Origin of the sequence: Actinoallomurus soli, from assembly GCF_024055715.1 — a bacterium.
Lineage (GTDB): Bacteria > Actinomycetota > Actinomycetes > Streptosporangiales > Streptosporangiaceae > Actinoallomurus > Actinoallomurus soli.
In genome coordinates, this window is the sequence record NZ_JAMXMV010000033.1 from 56,206 (window position 1) to 72,656 (window position 16,451).

General features: G+C 72.0%; 15 protein-coding genes and 1 pseudogene. 12 read left to right on the forward strand and 4 right to left on the reverse strand.

Annotated features, from left to right (window positions below):
- The first annotated feature begins 26 nt into the window (after window positions 1–26).
- Together NDW01_RS39820 and pgi are read left to right on the forward strand one after the other, a co-directional pair.
- Window positions 27–1,076 carry a lipoate--protein ligase family protein gene (locus NDW01_RS39820; RefSeq protein ID WP_252829720.1) on the forward strand — a complete coding sequence of 350 codons (1,050 nt, stop codon included), beginning with the start codon at window positions 27–29 and terminating at the stop codon, window positions 1,074–1,076.
- A 108-nt stretch (window positions 1,077–1,184) separates the two neighbouring features.
- Complete coding sequence (gene pgi, locus NDW01_RS39825; RefSeq protein ID WP_252829721.1) at window positions 1,185–2,828, forward strand: glucose-6-phosphate isomerase; 1,644 nt, start codon at window positions 1,185–1,187, stop codon at window positions 2,826–2,828.
- 4 nt (window positions 2,829–2,832) lie between these two features.
- On the opposite strand, the gene NDW01_RS44125 is transcribed toward pgi, so the two are convergent.
- On the reverse strand, window positions 2,833–3,723 hold the full coding sequence (locus NDW01_RS44125; RefSeq protein WP_308211872.1) for a DoxX family protein: 891 nt from the start codon (window positions 3,721–3,723) through the stop codon (window positions 2,833–2,835).
- Window positions 3,724–3,810: 87 nt separating this feature from the next.
- Between NDW01_RS44125 and NDW01_RS39835 the strand changes: the two genes are divergently transcribed.
- Entirely contained in the window at window positions 3,811–4,578 is a 768-nt protein-coding gene (locus tag NDW01_RS39835; RefSeq protein ID WP_252829722.1) for a ribonuclease HII, read from the forward strand.
- A gap of 20 nt (window positions 4,579–4,598) precedes the next feature.
- On the opposite strand, the gene NDW01_RS39840 is transcribed toward NDW01_RS39835, so the two are convergent.
- Window positions 4,599–5,273: a sensor histidine kinase gene (locus NDW01_RS39840; RefSeq protein WP_252829723.1), complete on the reverse strand. Its 675-nt coding sequence runs from the start codon at window positions 5,271–5,273 to the stop codon at window positions 4,599–4,601.
- Window positions 5,274–5,395: 122 nt separating this feature from the next.
- Here NDW01_RS39840 and NDW01_RS39845 point away from each other — a divergent pair, with 122 nt between their 5' ends.
- The 7 genes and pseudogenes from NDW01_RS39845 to NDW01_RS39875 all read left to right on the forward strand — a co-directional run bounded on the left by NDW01_RS39845 (window position 5,396) and on the right by NDW01_RS39875 (window position 12,349).
- The gene (locus tag NDW01_RS39845) at window positions 5,396–6,109 is read left to right on the forward strand and encodes a sugar isomerase domain-containing protein (RefSeq protein WP_252829724.1); all 714 of its coding nucleotides are present in this window, start codon (window positions 5,396–5,398) and stop codon (window positions 6,107–6,109) included.
- Between the two features lie 27 nt (window positions 6,110–6,136).
- Window positions 6,137–6,769: an HhH-GDP family DNA glycosylase gene (locus tag NDW01_RS39850; RefSeq protein WP_252829725.1), complete on the forward strand. Its 633-nt coding sequence runs from the start codon at window positions 6,137–6,139 to the stop codon at window positions 6,767–6,769.
- 181 nt (window positions 6,770–6,950) lie between these two features.
- A complete protein-coding gene (locus NDW01_RS39855; protein WP_252829726.1) occupies window positions 6,951–9,317 on the forward strand; it encodes an AAA family ATPase in 2,367 nt (788 codons plus the stop codon).
- A 229-nt stretch (window positions 9,318–9,546) separates the two neighbouring features.
- Window positions 9,547–9,600, forward strand: a pseudogene (locus NDW01_RS44585) (hypothetical protein); the annotation flags it as partial.
- 145 nt (window positions 9,601–9,745) lie between these two features.
- Window positions 9,746–10,468 (forward strand): DNA glycosylase AlkZ-like family protein, encoded by a 723-nt coding sequence (locus NDW01_RS39865; RefSeq protein ID WP_256514307.1) that lies wholly within the window; start codon window positions 9,746–9,748, stop codon window positions 10,466–10,468.
- 85 nt (window positions 10,469–10,553) lie between these two features.
- Window positions 10,554–10,814, forward strand: coding sequence for a hypothetical protein (locus NDW01_RS39870; RefSeq protein ID WP_252829727.1), 261 nt, complete (start codon window positions 10,554–10,556; stop codon window positions 10,812–10,814).
- 8 nt (window positions 10,815–10,822) lie between these two features.
- Window positions 10,823–12,349, forward strand: a complete 1,527-nt coding sequence (locus NDW01_RS39875) for an RICIN domain-containing protein (protein ID WP_252829728.1) — start codon at window positions 10,823–10,825, stop codon at window positions 12,347–12,349.
- An 89-nt stretch (window positions 12,350–12,438) separates the two neighbouring features.
- On the opposite strand, the gene NDW01_RS39880 is transcribed toward NDW01_RS39875, so the two are convergent.
- Window positions 12,439–13,353, reverse strand: coding sequence for an LLM class F420-dependent oxidoreductase (locus NDW01_RS39880; RefSeq protein ID WP_252829729.1), 915 nt, complete (start codon window positions 13,351–13,353; stop codon window positions 12,439–12,441).
- Window positions 13,354–13,581: 228 nt separating this feature from the next.
- On the opposite strand from NDW01_RS39880, the gene NDW01_RS39885 reads away from it, so the two are divergent.
- Window positions 13,582–14,541, forward strand: coding sequence for an alpha/beta fold hydrolase (locus NDW01_RS39885; RefSeq protein ID WP_252829730.1), 960 nt, complete (start codon window positions 13,582–13,584; stop codon window positions 14,539–14,541).
- A gap of 326 nt (window positions 14,542–14,867) precedes the next feature.
- Here the strand turns inward: NDW01_RS39885 and NDW01_RS39890 are convergent, their stop codons facing one another.
- On the reverse strand, window positions 14,868–15,203 hold the full coding sequence (locus NDW01_RS39890; protein ID WP_252829731.1) for an ArsR/SmtB family transcription factor: 336 nt from the start codon (window positions 15,201–15,203) through the stop codon (window positions 14,868–14,870).
- A gap of 80 nt (window positions 15,204–15,283) precedes the next feature.
- On the opposite strand from NDW01_RS39890, the gene NDW01_RS39895 reads away from it, so the two are divergent.
- On the forward strand, window positions 15,284–16,354 hold the full coding sequence (locus tag NDW01_RS39895; protein WP_252829732.1) for a GDSL-type esterase/lipase family protein: 1,071 nt from the start codon (window positions 15,284–15,286) through the stop codon (window positions 16,352–16,354).
- Window positions 16,355–16,451 lie beyond the last annotated feature (97 nt).

A 16,451-nucleotide genomic window follows, 5' to 3' on the forward strand; every position in this document is an offset into this window, starting at 1 on the left:
GGTCAGGATGGGCAGGGTGGGCCAAGATGCACGGTGAGTACAAGGTGCCGGGCGGCAAGCTCGTGGTCGTCGACTTCGACGTCGAGGACGGGCGGTTGCGGAACACCCGGGTCAGCGGCGACTTCTTCCTCGAACCGGACGAGGCGCTCACCGCCATCGACGACACGCTGAACGGTCTGCCCGTCCACCTGGAGGCACGGGACATCGCGGCCCGGATCGACGCCCGGCTGCCCGTGGGCACCATGATGTTCGGGCTGTCCGCCGAGGCCGTCGGGACCGCGGTGCGCCGGGCGCTGACCGATGCGACCGACTGGCGCGACTACGACTGGCGGCTGATCCATGAGGAGCCGCAGGACCCGGCGCTGCACATGGCCCTGGACGAGGTCCTCACCGAGGAGGTGGGGGCCGGGCGGCGGCCGCCGACGCTGCGGGTCTGGGAGTGGGCGGCGCCGGCGGTGGTGATCGGCAGCTTCCAGTCGCTGCGCAACGAGGTCGACGCCGACGCGGCGCGCCGGTACGGCGTGTCCGTGGTCCGCAGGATCAGCGGCGGCGGGGCGATGTTCATCGAGCCGGGCAACACGATCACCTACTCGCTGTACGTCCCCGACGCGCTGGTCCAGGGCATGACGTTCGCCGACAGCTATGCGTTCCTCGACGACTGGGTGCTCGGCGCGCTGGGCGAGCTGGGCATCCGGGCGTGGTACCAGCCCCTCAACGACATCACCTCCGACCAGGGCAAGATCGCCGGCGCGGCGCAGAAGAGGCTGAGCTCCGGCGCGGTCCTGCACCACGTGACCATGTCGTACGACATCGACGCGGACAAGATGCTGCAGGTGCTGCGGATCGGCCGGGAGAAGCTGTCGGACAAGGGCATCGCCAGCGCGAAGAAGCGCGTGGACCCGCTGCGGCGCCAGACCGGCCTGCCGAGGGCGCAGGTCATCGACCGGATGATCGGGCACTTCCGCGGCCGGTACGGCCTGACCGAGGACCGGCTCACGGCGGACGAGCTCGAGGCGGCGGCCAAGAGGGTGGCCGCGAAGTTCGGCACCGCCGCGTGGACGGCCCGGGTGCCCTGACCGGCTCGGGGGTCCGCGAGACGACGCCCCTCGCGCTTCGGTTGGATGGTGTTGGAGAGGGCACGCGGAGAGAGTGCTCGGCTGAGATCCGATGAAGGGGAGACAAGGATGTCCGACCGTGTTCGGCTGGATGAGACGGAACAGTGGCAGGCGCTGCGACGGCACCGTCAGGAGCTCGGTGAGCTGCCGTTGCGCGAGTTGTTCGAGGCCGATCCCGACCGGGGCCGCCGATACGCGCTGGAGGCCGGGGACCTCTACATCGACTACTCGCGGCACCTGATCACGGACGAGACGCTCCGGCTGCTGCGAGAACTGGCGCAGGCCCGTGACGTCGCCGCCCTGCGCGACGCCATGTTCGCCGGAAAGAAGATCAACGTCACCGAGAACCGCGCGGTCCTGCACGTCGCCCTGCGCGCGCCGCGGGACGCGGTGATCGAGGTCGACGGGAAGAACGTCGTGCCCGAGGTCCACGCGGTACTGGACAAGATGGCCGCCTTCGCCGAGCGGGTCCGGTCGGGCGAGTGGAAGGGCCACACCGGCAAGCCGATCCGCACGGTCGTCAACATCGGCATCGGCGGCTCCGACCTCGGGCCGAAGATGGCGTACGAGGCGCTGAAGCCGTTCAGCGACCGGTCCCGCGACTTCCGGTACGTCTCGAACGTCGACGGCGCCGACCTGCACGAGAACATCCGCGACCTCGACCCGGCCGAGACGCTGTTCATCGTGTCGTCCAAGACGTTCACGACGGTCGAGACGATCACGAACGCCACTTCGGCGCGCCGCTGGCTGCTGGCCGCGCTGGGCGACGAGGCCGCGGTCGCGCGCCACTTCGTCGCGGTGTCCACCAACACCGAGCAGGTGGCCAAGTTCGGCATCGACCCGGCCAACATGTTCGAGTTCTGGGACTGGGTGGGCGGTCGCTACTCCGTCGACTCGGCCATCGGCCTGTCCCTGATGATCGCGATCGGGCCGGAGCGGTTCCGCGAGTTCCTCGACGGCTTCCACCGGATCGACGAGCACTTCCGTACGGCTCCGGCGGAGCGCAACGCGCCGCTCCTGCTCGGCCTGCTCGGCCTGTGGTACGACGACTTCCACGGCGCGCAGACCCACGCGGTGCTGCCCTACAGCCACTATCTCTCGCGCTTCACCGACTACCTGCAGCAGCTGGACATGGAGTCCAACGGCAAGTCGGTGGACCGGCAGGGCGAGCGGGTGGACTGGGAGACCGGCCCGATCGTGTGGGGCACGCCCGGCACGAACGGCCAGCACGCCTACTACCAGCTGCTGCACCAGGGAACGAAGCTCGTCCCGGCCGACCTGATCGGCTTCGCCCGGCCGCTCGAGGAGCTGGGGGAGCTGGCGGACCAGCACGACCTGCTCATGGCGAACCTGCTCGCGCAGGGGCAGGCGCTGGCGTTCGGCAAGACCGCCGAGGAGGTCGCCGCCGAGGGCGTGGCCCCCGAGCTGGTGCCGCACCGCACCTTCCCGGGAAACCGCCCGACGAGCACGATCCTGGCGAACGAGCTGACGCCGTCCGTGCTCGGGCAGCTGATCGCGCTGTACGAGCACAAGGTGTTCGTGCAGGGCGCGATCTGGAACATCAACTCCTTCGACCAGTGGGGCGTGGAGCTGGGCAAGGCGCTGGCCAAGCGGCTCGAGCCCCAGCTCACCGCCGCCACCGCGGACACCTCCGACCTGGACGGCTCGACGGCCGCCCTGGTCGAGCGCTACCGCGCCCTGCGGGGCCGCTGACCGCTCAGGAGCCCTCGGCGGACGGCCCCTTGCGCGGCCTCGCCTGCCTCGCCCGCGGCGCGGCCTTCGCGGGAGGCGCGCCGTCCGCCGGAGGCTCCCGGTCCGGCTTCGGTCCCGCGACCCGTACGTCCCGTGACGTACGGGTCGCGGCGCGTCTCGGCCGCGACGACGGCGTCTCCTCGGCCGGCGGCTCCGGCGTGCCACCGGCCGCCGTCTCCGGAGTCGGCGGCCCCGGCGCCGGGGCCGGCGAACGTGTCGCCTCGCCGGCGGACGGGGCCGGAGGGGGCGTTCGCTCCGGACGCGTCTCGTCGGGCCGTGTTCCGCCGGGCCGCACTTCGTCGGACCGTGTCTCGCCGGGGCGCGTCTCGTCCGGTCGCCTGCGGCGGCGGTGCCCCGGCGGGCGGCCGTGCCCACCGCGCCCGAACAGCCGGTGGTCCAGCGTCAGCCGTCCGCCGCCGCCCGCCGCGAACAGCAGCGAGGCCAGGCCGAGGACGAGGACCAGCTCGAAGCCGCCCCGCGGCGTCCCCTTGTCGACGTGGAACACCCCGTGCGCGGCGTGGACGAACGCGAACGCCCCGGCCATGTCCAGGAACAGCAGCGTGCCCGCCACCGGCAGCGCGACGCCGAGGATCAGCGCCGCGCCGCCCAGCAGTTCGACGAAGGTCGCGTACACGGCCGCGGCCGTCGGCGCGGGCACGCCCATCGCGTCGAACTGATGGCCGGTCGCGGTCACGCCGACCTGGATCTTCTGCCAGCCGTGGGCCAGGAAGACCACTCCCACCCCGCACCGGGCGAGCAGGGCGACGGCGTCGAACACCGGCCGGCGGGGCGCGACGACTCTCTCCTCGTGCTCCTCGGTCCAGAACGCGTTCATGTCCTCGGGCGACGTCTCCATCGGTCGATGATCCTCGAGAGCCGAATCGCCGTCCACCGGTTCCGGGAACGGACCGCATCGCCGGTCCCGGCTGCCATCATGGCCCCCATGGACCACGCAGGCATCATCGGCGACGCGGCGTTCACCGGCGAGACGGAGGCGGAACCCGGCAAGGCTGAGGCGGAGCCGGGGAGGACGGAGGCGAAGCCGGGGGAGACGGGGCCCGACTACTCCGTGGAGCGGCGGTTGATCGCGGCCGGGGCCGCGCGCGTCGCCGGGATCGACGAGGTCGGCCGGGGCGCCTGGGCCGGGCCGGTGGTCGTGTGCGCGGCGGTCACGGACCTGACCGCGCCTCCCGCCGGGCTGACCGACTCGAAGATGCTCACCGCCCGGCGCCGCGAGCGGATCGCCGAGGAACTGCGCGGATGGCTGCCCGCGTACGCCATCGGCATGGCGAGCCCCGAGGAGATCGACGAGGCGGGGATGACCGAGGCGCTGCGCCGCGCGGCCGTACGGGCCCTGGAGGCGCTGCCCGAACGCCCCGACGCGATCATCCTGGACGGGAAGCACGACTACCTCGGCGGAGCCTGGCCGGTGCGCACCGAGATCAAGGGCGACCTGCGGTCGGTCACGGTCGCGGCGGCCTCCGTCCTGGCCAAGGTGCACCGGGACACGCTGATGGCCGGGCTCGGGCACGAGGAGTACGACTTCGCGAAGAACGCCGGGTACCCCTCGCCGTCCCACCAGGAGGCGCTGCGCCGGCTGGGCCCGACGCCGCACCACCGGATGTCCTGGTCCTACCTCGACGACCTGCCGGAGTGGCGGCACCTGAAGCGGCGCCGCCCGGACATCGAGGGCCAGATGTCCCTGCTGTGACCCGTCACAGCCAGCCGTTGTTACGGGTGCAGGTCGCGGGCGAAGCGGAGGCGCTCCTCGGAGACGGCGGTCCGGGCGAGTTCGTCGCGGGTCTCCCGCAGTTCCCGGATCGCGGCGAACAGGCGCAGCATCGTGGCGATGATGAACCCGGACAGCAGGGTGCCGTACCAGACGGCGAGGGCGTCCCCGGCCGACGCGCCCCGGGCCCAGGCCAGCAGCGCCGCGAGCACGGACAGCGGCGCGATCACCAGCGCGGGCCAGGGCCGCCGGCCCCACGGGACGACGACCCCGCAGGTCAGGGCGAGCGTGGACATCAGCTGGCTCATTCCGTGCCCGAACCAGCCGGCCAGGATGAAGGCGTCCGCCCCGGCCGCGACGAGCAGGGCGACCGCCCGCCGGTCGCCCTGGCCGCGGCGGTAGCCGTACCAGATGGCGAGGACGACGAGGACGACGTAAATCCCCAGGAGGGGACCGGACGCCCACACCGGCCGGGCCCGGCCGTGCAGCACGTCGGACAGCGCGGAGTACCCGACCAGGAGCCACGGGTAGGTCCCGTAGGGGCCGGGACCGTCGTCGACGTGGGCCGCGACGCCCGTGGGCGTCCCGGTGCCGCCGCGCCCCCCGGCCTCCGGGACGTCCGCACGCGGCCCGGCGGGCTCGCCGCTCGGCTCGGGCCGTGGCCGTTTCTGCTGCACGCCGGACACCCTAGGGGGGATCCGACAGGCGGCGTAGATCACTCCATCCCGGTATCCGGCGGTACAAAAGTCCCGCCAGGCGGCCGCCTTATGATCACGACCGCCGAAAAGGTGCTAGACCGGTGTTCGTGAACTGGATGCTCGCACACCTGGAGCGAATCGAGCGGCACAACGCGGACGAACTCGAACGCGCCTGCCGGCTGCTCCTCGACACCGTCCTGGGCGGTGGCCTGGTGTACCTCGGTGGATCGGGCCACTCGCTGGCGATGGTGCTGGAGGGTTTCTTCCGCGCGGGCGGGCTGGCCTGTGTGCACCCGCTGTCCCGGCCGGAGATCTCCCCCCTCAACGGCGCCTGGCCGGCGACGGAGGCCGAGCGCCGCTCCGGCGTGGCCGCTCCGGTGCTGGAGGCCGCGGCGCCGCGACCGGGCGACCTGGTGATGATCTTCTCCAACAGCGGCACCAACCCGTACCCGGTGGAACTGGCTGCCACGGCGCGGTCGTACGGCCTGCCGGTGATCGGCGTCGTGTCGGGCCCGTCGATGGCGGCGGCTCCGACCCGGGCGGGCGTGAAGCTGGGGGAGGTCGCGGATCTGGTGCTCGACACCCTGACCCCGCCGGGCGACGCCTCCTATCCCGTCGACGCTCCGCGTACGGCCGCACTGTCCTCATTGTCGTGCGTTTACCTGTGGAACCTGCTTCTCGCCAGGATGTCGGAACGCGCCGAATTGCCGCTGTGGGTGAGCGCGAACGTGCCGGGGGGAGATGAGCGCAATGCCGAACTCCTGGCCCGGTACTCGGAACGGGTGCCCGTACTAAGAACGTCGGTTATGGGGTAAGGACCTGACCTACTTGGAGGTGGCGTCATGGACAAGACGGTCAAGACGTTGCTGTCAGAAGCCGGACGAACCTTTGCCGAAGAGGCCGGGATCCCGCTGAAGGATCAGCCGGGCGCGCTGTTCAAACTCCTCGTACTCGCCAATCTGCTCAGTACCCGGATCAACGCCGACATCGCCGTCGCGGCGGCGCGGGAGCTGTTCGAGGCGGGCGGCGGAACGGCGCGCGGCATGGCGAAGCTGGACTGGCAGCAGCGCGTCGACGCGCTCGGCCGGGCCCACTACGTCCGCTACGACGAGAGCACCTCCACCCGTCTCGGGGACATGGCCGAGCTGGTCCTCGACGAGTACGCAGGCGACCTGCGCAAGCTGCCGCTGAAGGCCGAGCGCGACATCGGCCGCGCCAAGGAGCTGCTGGAGGAGTTCCCCGGCATCGGGCCGGTGGGCGCCGACATCTTCTGCCGAGAGGCGCAGGCCGTCTGGCCGTGGCTGCGCCCGTACCTCGACGACCTGACGCTGAAGGGCGCCGAGCGCGTCGGCCTGCCGACCGATCCCAAGCGCCTGGCCGACCTCGTCAAGGACCGCGATCTCGCGCAGCTCTCCGCGGCCCTCGTCCGCGTCGCCAAGGACAAGAAGCTCGCCGATCAGGTGGCGAAGGCCTAGTGACGTACGCACCGACCCCGGCCGGGGTCCGCCGACCGGCCGGTCGGCCTCGGCCCGGGGGCGGGTGTCAGGGGCGGCGCCACTGTGCGATAACGGTCTTGACAGGGACGCGCGACACAATGGGTCCTGCCATTCGACGCCCAAGCTGCGCTATACACGTGCTCAGGCATGAGGGAGAGCGATGCGACCGTTCGGCAGATCCCGATCGCGCCCTCCGGTGGCGCGTGATCTGTTCGAACGTGCCCGTTGGCGCTATTTCCAGATCCAGCCGGGTCTGCGGAGACTGACGTTTCTGCTGTTGGTCGTGGGATCGGCGGCGGTGGCGATCGTCGCCGGTATCCCGCTGCTCACCACCGTCGTATTCGTCGCCGTGCTCCTGCTCGTCGTCGACTTCACCCTCCGCTCGCCGAGCGGAATGGCGACGGCCTTCGTCGTCGCGTGCTGGCTCGCGGCCGTGATCCCGCTCAGCCGCCTGTACCCGGACGGCGGCCATGAGGAGGTGTTCCTGGCGGCGCTGGCGCTCCCGGCCGCGTTCCTCGCCCACCGCATCCGCGCATACGCGCCGTGGCGCACCGCCGTCGTCTCCCTCGGGCTGGCCGGGATCGTGGCCGCCGCCCTCGCCAATCCGCTGCCGAGGCTGAACGCCGCGCCGGCGTGGGTCGCGGCGTTCGCCGTCCTCGCCTACCGCTGGTGGCAGGCACGCCGCATCGTCCCCGCCGAGGCGTACGACACCGGCTGGGCGCAGGAGGACTACCTGGAGGACGAGTACGCCGCGACGGGCCAGGTCGAGGGGCAGGTCCAGGGGCAGGGACGCGCCGAGGAGGTCCCGGACATCTCCGTCGACGAGGCGTTCGCCGAGCTGGAGGCCATGATCGGCCTGGAGCCGGTCAAACGGCAGGTGCGGTCGATCGCGGCCTCGATCGAGGCCGCGCGGATGCGCGCCGCGGCCGGGTTCCCCACCGAGAAGCCGATGCGGCACTTCGTGTTCGTGGGCCCGGCCGGCACCGGCAAGACCACCGTCGCCCGCGTCGTCGCGCGGATCTTCTACGCGTTCGGGCTGCTGCCGACCCCGCAGGTCGTCGAGGTGCAGCGCGCCGACCTGGTGGGGGAGTACCTCGGCGCCACGGCGATCAAGACGAACGAGGTCGTGGACCGCTCCCTGGGCGGTGTGCTGTTCATCGACGAGGCGTACTCCCTGGTCAACGCCGGTGACGGGCAGCCCGACCGGTTCGGCGGCGAGGCCGTGCAGACGCTCCTCAAACGCGCCGAGGACGACCGCGACAACGTCGTGATCATCCTGGCCGGCTACGAGGACGAGATGGAGGGCTTCCTCGCCTCCAACCCCGGCCTGGCCTCACGGTTCGGGACGCGCGTGAAGTTCCCCGCGTACGATCCGGCGGAGCTGCTGCTGATCGCCGAGTACCACACCGGCCTGCGCGGCGACCGACTCGGCGCGGACGCGGCGCCCTGCCTGCGATCGAAGTTCGAGGAGGTGTCCCGGCGGGGCGTCCTCGACGAGCTGGGCAACGGGCGGTTCGTGCGCTCGCTGATCGAGTCCGCGGCCCGCGCCCGCGACGTACGGATCGTCCACGGCGGCGCCGACCCCACCCCCGACGAGCTCGTGACCATCCACGCGGTCGACGTCGAGATCGCGTTCGCCGAGCTCACCGAGCGCTACCGCGGGTACGCCGAGACGCCGACCCTGGAGGAGGCGCTCGCCGACCTGGACGGCATGATCGGCCTGGAGCCCGTGAAGCGGCAGGTCCGGGCGATCGCCGCGCAACTGCAGGTCGCGCAGTTGCGCGAGGAGCAGGGGCTGCGCACCCACCCGCCGATGCGGCACTTCGTGTTCGCCGGGCCGCCCGGCACCGGCAAGACGACCGTCGCGCGGGTGCTCGGCCGGGTGTTCGCCGCGCTCGGCCTGCTGGCCCGGCCCGAGGTCGTCGAGGCCCAGCGCGCCGACCTCGTCGGCGAGCACCTGGGGGCGACGGCCATCAAGACCAACAAGGTGATCGACTCCGCGCTCGGCGGGGTCCTGTTCGTCGACGAGGCGTACTCCCTGGTCAACGCCGGTTACTCCGGCGGCGACGCGTTCGGCGCCGAGGCGGTGCAGACCCTGCTCAAGCGCGCCGAGGACGACCGCGAGCGCCTGGTGATCATCCTCGCCGGCTACGACGAGGACATGGACCGGTTCCTGCGGTCCAACCCGGGCCTGGCCTCCCGCTTCGCCGAACGCGTGGCCTTCCCCTCGTACGGCCCCGACGAGCTGCTGGAGATCGCCCTCGCGGTCGCCGTGCGGGCCGGGGACACCTGGGAGGAGGGGGCGCTGGACGACCTGGCGGGCGTCTTCCAGCGGGTCTGCGGCCTCGGAAGGATCGACGAGCTGGGCAACGGCCGGTTCGTGCGCTCGCTGTACGAGAAGGCCTGCGGCTTCCGCGACCTGCGCGTCGCCGCGCTCGGCGCGGACGTCACCACCGCCGACCTGACCACCCTGACCACCGAGGACGTCCGGGCCGCCTACACCGACCTCGCCGCCCGCCACCGCTGATCGTCGGCAGGCCGGGCCGGCCCGTCGCGTTCTCCGGCCACCGCTGAACCGTCGGTGGGGCGCGCTACCGTGCCGTGCCGTGGAGAAGACGACGTGGGCGCAGGTGCTGGCCTGGCGGCTGCGGCGGCAGTTCCTCGATCCGGCGGTGGGCGGTGACCCGGTCGAGGTCGCGCGGCGGCTCGCGGGCGTCCAGGCACAGGTCGCCTCGGCGGCCGAGCCGGCGATCGCCGTGCGGCAGGCCGAGCCGGCCCCGGGCGCGGTGGCGGCCGCCCTGGCCGACCGCGGGCTGGTGAAGACCTGGGCGATGCGCGGCACCCTCCATCTGCTGCCCGCCGACGAGGCCGCCGCCTACCTCGCCCTGTCCGCAGCGCACCGCACCTGGGAGCCGCGGGAGCTGGCAGAAGACGTTCGGCGCCACGCCCACCGATCTGGAGGCCATCGCGGCGGCCGCGTCCGACGCCCTCTCCGGCGGCGCGGCCCTCAGCCGCGAGGAGCTCACCGCGGAGATCGTCGACCGTACGGGCTCGGCCCACCTCGCCGAGGTGCTCGGCTCCGGCTGGGGCACGCTCCTCAAGCCGCTCGCCTGGTGGAAGGTGCTGTGCTTCGGCCCGCCGCGCGGCACCCGGGTCACGTTCGTCAGCGCGGCCTGGCTGCCGGACGCGCCCGACCCGGCGGCGACCGTGCTCCGGGCCTATCTCGGCGCTCACGGGCCGACGACGCCCGAGCTGTTCGACAAGGTGTGGCTGAGCCGGGGCGTCACCCCGAGGGCGCGCCTCAAGGGCTGGTTCGCCGCGCTGGGCGACGAGCTCGCCGAGGTCGACGTCGAGGGCGAGCGCCGCGTCATGCTGGCCGAGCACGTCGCGGAGCTGGCCGAGACCCCGCCGAGCGGGGCCGTCCGCCTCCTCGGCGCGTTCGACGCGTACGTCCTGGGCGCCGGCACCACCGAGACGCGGATCGTGCCGGCGGCGCGGCGGTCGGCGGTCAGCCGCAGCGGCGGCTGGATCTCCCCCGTCGTGCTGTGCGGCGGCCGGGTCGCCGGGGTCTGGGACGACAAGGGCGCCACGCTCTGGGCGGAGGTCCCACCGGACGACCTCGACGCCGAGCGGGCCCGCCTGGCCCGGCTCACCGCGAGCCTCTCACCGGACTCCTGAGAGCGGTCGCCACCCCAGAGGCCACCCCCGAACCCCGTACGCATGTCCGCCGGACCCGGCGTTCGGGACGCATTTCCGCTCTCCCATGAAAGACGTGTTGACTTCCGGCGTTCAGCGTGGTTTCACTGAATGTCAGACATCAGGAAAACGCTTTCCCGAGGGGAGTGGTGCCACCGGGCCGACCACCAAGATTGATCTTTTTCTCCACGGAGGCGCTGGTCTCGGCGTCACCGAACGCGCTGTCGCCGTCGTCTTCGGCGGTCGGCGATTTCCTCATTCTGCCGCAATGACGTCAGTGAGCCATTGGACGGTGGAATTCCTCATTCCGAAAGCGACCATTCCATGAGGTTAGTCATGCAAGCACACCACGGATCCACGGGCGCGCGGCCGGCACGGAACCGCCCGAGCATCGGCCGGGCCGGCCTCAGCGTCCTGGCGGCTGCCGGCGCCCTCGGCCTCGCCTCCATCGTCTGGGCGGTCACCCCCGCGGCCGGTGCGGACGTCGGCGCCGGAACGTACACGGTGACCAACGCCGGCAGCGGCCTCTGTCTGGATCTGCCCGGCTCGAGCTCCGCGTCCGGCGTCCAGCTCGACCAGAGCGCCTGTAACGGCGCCGACGCCCAGAAGTGGACCCTGAGCTCGGCGAGCGGGGGATACACGATCAAGTCGGTCGGCAGCGGTCTGTGCGCGGGCGTACGAGGCGCGTCGACCAGCGCGGGCAAGGCCATCGAACAGGAGACCTGCACCGGCGCGGCCGGGCAGATCTGGACCCTGGCCGCCTCCGGCGGCGGCTACCACCTCGTCAACGCCAACGGCGGCAAATGCGCCAACATCGCGGACAACTCGACGGCGGCGGGCGCGCTCGTGCAGACCAACTCCTGCGACAGCGTCGCCACCAAACAGTGGACGCTGGCCGCGACCGGCGGTGGCGGCGGCACGACGCCCCCGACGTCTCCGCCCCCGACCACGCCGCCGGACGGCCTGATCGGCTGGGCGACCCAGAACGGCGGCACCACCGGCGGCGCCGGCGGGCCCACCGTCACCGTCACCACGCTGGACGCGCTCAACCAGGCCGTCGCGGCGAGCGGACCGGAGATCATCCGGGTCAACGGCAACTTCACCTGCTCCGCGGACGTGCGCATCGCCTCGAACAAGACGGTCCTCGGCGTCGGCTCCGGCTCGGGGCTCACCGGGTGCGGCCTCAACATGCGCAAGGTCTCGAACGTGATCGTCCGGAACCTGAAGATCTCCAAGGTCCTGGCCGGCAACGGGAACGGCGACGCGATCCACATCGAGCAGTCGACCAACCTGTGGATCGACCACAACGACCTGTCCAGCGATCTCGACCACGACATCGACTACTACGACGGTCTGCTCGACATCACCCACGCCGCGGACTACATCACCGTGTCCTGGAACATCCTGCACGACCACTACAAGTGCTCTCTCGTCGGGCACAGTGACAGCAACGCCTCCGAGGACACCGGCCACCTGCGGGTGACCTACCACCACAACGAGTTCCGCAACTGCTACGAGCGCAACCCGCGCGTCCGGTTCGGCAACCCGGTCCACGTGTTCAACAACTACTACTTCATGGGCGGCGGCCCCGACCACTACAGCTACGCGATCGCCTCGACCGAGAACGCCGGGATCCTCGTCGAAGGCAACTACTTCGAGGGCGTCAGCGACCCGACCCACCTCGGCGAAGGGGACTCGTCCGCGGGCAGCCTCGTGGCCCGCAACAACGTCCTGGTGAACTCCGGCACGATCCTGACCGCCGGCACGGTCGCGAGCATTCCGTACCCCTACACGGTCGACGACCCGAACACCGTCAAGTCCACCGTGACCGCCGGCGCCGGCACCGGAAAGATCACCACCTGATCCTCCGAGAGCGCTCTGGGAGGAGGTCCCGAGGGGGCCCGCTCGTCGCCGAGCGGGCCCCCTCGCCCGGCTCACGGCCGGCCGGTGGGTCAGCGGCGGCCGCGGACCGCCGACAAGAACGCGGCGGTGCGGGCCCGCTCCCGCTCGTCGCCGACCGGACTGGCCACGAACTCGGTGGCGCCCGCGTCGGCGTACGCCCGGATGGCCCGCTCGACCGCGTCCTCGTCGCCCGCGACGACCGTCTCGTGCACCCCCGACAGGCCCTGACGGTCCAGGGCGGCGCGGTAACTGGGCAGCCGCCCGGCGGCGCCGACCGCCGCCGCGACGCCCTGCCGGACTCTGTCGGGGTCGTGGGTAACACTCACCATGACGCCGGCGACGACGCGAGGGTCCGGCCGCCCCGCCTGCGCGGCGGCGCGGCCGATGGCCGGCGCGATGTGCTCTCCGATCCCGCGCGGCCCGGTCCACACGGTGACCACGCCGTCGGCGAGCTCTCCGGCGATCCGCAGCATCACCGGGCCCAGGGCCGCCAGGAGAACGGGCGGCGCGACGGCCCCCGGCACGTTCGTCCGTCCCACGGCGGTGATCACCTCACCGTGGTGGTCGACCTCCTCACCCCGGAGGAGCGGCATCAGGGCGGTCAGGTACTCGCGGACGTGCCGGGCGGGCCGATCGTAGGAGTGGCCGAATGCCTTCTCAATGATCTCCGGATGGCTCGGCCCGACGCCGAGGATGAACCGGTTGCCGCTCGCCGCCTGCGCGGTGAGCGCCTGACCGGCCAGCGCCAGCGGATGGCGGGGATAGGTCGGGGTCACCGCGGTGCCCACGTCGATCCCCGGCACCTCCCGGGCGACGAGCGCGGCGAGCGTGACCGCGTCCCATGAGAAGAGCTGGCTGAAGTAGGCGCTGTCCAGCCCCGTCTCCGCCGCCGCGCGCACTTCTTCGATCAGCTTGGGAAGATCGGCGTTCTCGACCGCGACCCCGAACATCACTCCCAGCCGCATGACGGCCTCCTCACCAAGGTGAACCAGATCTTCCGGTCCCCGCCATTAGACCAACCTGAAGATCAGCGGGCGACGTCACGATCACCGTCACGCCTCGACGGGCTCGAAGCGCCGACGGCGGTCGAGGCGGAGTGCGAGGCGGTCGTTACGGTGGACTAACAGCGCGGTAGTCGTCACGAAACGTGCCGGCCGGACGATGCGAGAAGTCGACATCGGTGGTGAGTGGGCGTGAAATCTGGAAATCTCATCCGGTTCCGTGACATTCACGGATACTGGCGTGCCTTCCGGATGACGGGCAGCGGGCCCCCGCTCCTCCTGATCCACGGCATCGGCGACAACTCCGGCACGTGGGAGGCCGTGATCCCCCGCCTCGCCGACCGCCACACGGTGATCGCCCCCGACCTGCTCGGCCACGGCCAATCGGCCAAGCCGCGGGCCGACTACGCCATCCCCGCCTACGCCTGCGGAATGCGCGACCTGCTCGGTGTTCTCGACATCGACCGGGTCTCGGTCGTCGGCCACTCGCTCGGCGGGGGCATCGCCATGCAGTTCGCCTACCAATTCCCCGAACGCTGTGAGCGGCTCGTGCTCGTCGCCCCCGGCGGCATCGGCCGGGAGGTCCACCCGCTGCTGCGCGCGGCGGCGGCCCCCGGCGCCGAGATCGGTCTGTCGCTGGCGACCTCAGCGCCCGCGCGTACGGCCGTGCGGTTGGCGACCCCCGCCCTGCGCCTCACCCGCGGACTGGGCCTGGGGCCCGACCTCGACTACATCCTCCGGCGCTACCAGGGCCTGCGTACCAAGAAGGCGCGCAGAGCGTTCCTGCGCGGCCTCCGGGCGGGAGTCGACGCGCGCGGCCAGGTCATCACCATGCTCGATCGCTGCTACCTCGCGGAGGGCATGCCGATCCTCATCATCTGGGGCCGGGATGACCACGTGATCCCCGTCGGCCACGCGACGATCGCGCACGCCGCCATGCCCGGGAGCAGGCTCGAGATCTTCGGGCGCTGCGGGCACTTCCCGCATTTGGACGATCCCGGCCGGTTCGTCATCGCGGTGGAGCGGTTCCTGGAGAGCACAGAGCCGGCGCTGCACGATCCCGCCCGGTGGCGCAGGCTCCTGCGGGCCGGCCGGGACGGGTCCCGCGCGATGCCGGAGAGCGTGACCCCGCACGTGTCCAGCGGCGCCTGACGATTCCGCGGGTACCGGGCCGGACGAAGACCCGGACCGGCGCAGGCCGTGTACGGCCGCGCGGCCGAGGCGGCCGGAACGCTCACGCCGGGCCGGGCCGGGCCTCACGAACGAGGCGGGCGGAAGTCCCAGTCGAGGGCGTGGCACGACCGTCACGGAGGCCACCGCCGCCGCCGTCCCCAGTGCGCCCACACCCCACCGCCAGGACCTTCTCCGCACCGGCGCATCCGCCGGTTCGAGACTCGGTTCGTCGGCCATGCCGAAAGATCATGCCAGGCCGCGGCCGGACCGTCGCCGGATCCGGCGACGGTTCGGCCGGGAACGGTCTAACGGTCGCTCAGGAGGCGCTCGGGGGTGCTGAGGACGCTGTCGAGCAGTCCCGGAAAGCAGGCGTCGAGGTCCTCGCGCCGGATGCTGAGGATGCGCTGGGCACCCTGGACGCGCTCCCGGATGATCCCGGCCTCCCGCAGCACACGCTGGTGGTGGGAGAAGGTCGGCTGAGTGATGGTCAGGCCGGCGGCCTGGCGCAACTCGACACAGGGCGAGTCGCCGAGCGCCGCGATGGTGCGGACCGTGGCCAGGCGCGCGGGATCGGCGAGAGCCGCGAGCACCTTCGTCAGCCGGAGGTCCTCGGTCGCGGGATGCCGGTCGTCCGTCGTCATGTTCGGAAGTATATCGACAGTCATCGATCTTATCGTCTACCGTCGAAGACATTGATGCTTATCGATCTGTTGGAGACGTCATGGCCTGGACCACCGCCTACCTCGCCGCGCTCGGAGATCCGCGACAGACTCCGCCCTTCATGCCACAGCCCCGGTCGTTCTCGGCGCAGAGGGTGCGCCAGACCGTACGGCTGCGGCGCGGCGGCGGCACCCTGCGGCTCGTGCTGAGCAACGAGTTCGGGAACGGCCCGCTGGTGATCGACGCGGTCACGGTCGGCGGCGGAGTCCCGGTGCCGTACCAGGGAGGGGCGCAGTGGAAGATTCCACCGGGCGAGGCCGTGACCGGCGACCCGGTGACGCTTCCCACCGCGGCGGGCGTCGAGCTCGAGATCGCCTGCCTCGTGTCGGGTGACGCGGAGCCGGCCGCGTACCTGCACTCGGCTCAGCGAACCGGCGATGTCACTCCTGTGAGCGGGCTCGGCGGCCGTGAGGAGTTCTCCTCCCTCTACTGGATCACCCAGGTCCTGACCGACGCTCCTGCGACCGGCCCGGTCGTGATCGCTTTCGGTGACTCGATCACCCGCGGTGACGGCACCACCGTCGACCGCGACCAGCGGTACCCCGACCACCTGCAACGCCGACTGCTCGCGACCGGGATCAAAGACGCCGTCGTTCTGAACGCGGGCATCGGCGGCAACCGGTTGCTCGGCCCTCTGTTCGGGCCCACCATGACGGAACGGTTCGCCCGGGACGTGTTCGGCGTCCCCGAGGCCACGCACGTGGTGATCATGGGAGGCCTCAACGACATCGCCATGGGAGCGGCCGCGAGCGACATCACCGAGGCGCTGTTCGCGCTGGCCCGGCGAGCCGAGGAGCGCGGCGTCCAGCCGATCCTCGGCACGCTCACGCCCCTGATGAGCAGCGTCTACGAGATGTTCCAAGCCGACGGCAACGAAGACGTGCGACAGGCCGTCAACCGGGCGATCACCGCCCAGCGGGACTGGCCGGTCGCCGACTTCGCCGCCCGGCTGGCGGCCCCGGACGATCCGGCCCGGCTCGCCCCGGCCTTCGACTCCGGTGACGGCGTTCACCCCGGCGACGCGGGCGCGCGTGCCGCCGCCGAAGCGGTGGATCCGAGCCTCTTCACGTGACGTCAGGCGGCCTCCCCGGCCGGCCGAGGCCGCTCCTGGCGCCCGCGGACCTGCCGGCCGGCCGGTGCAGGGAGCGGTGTGGCGGGGGGGGGGGGGG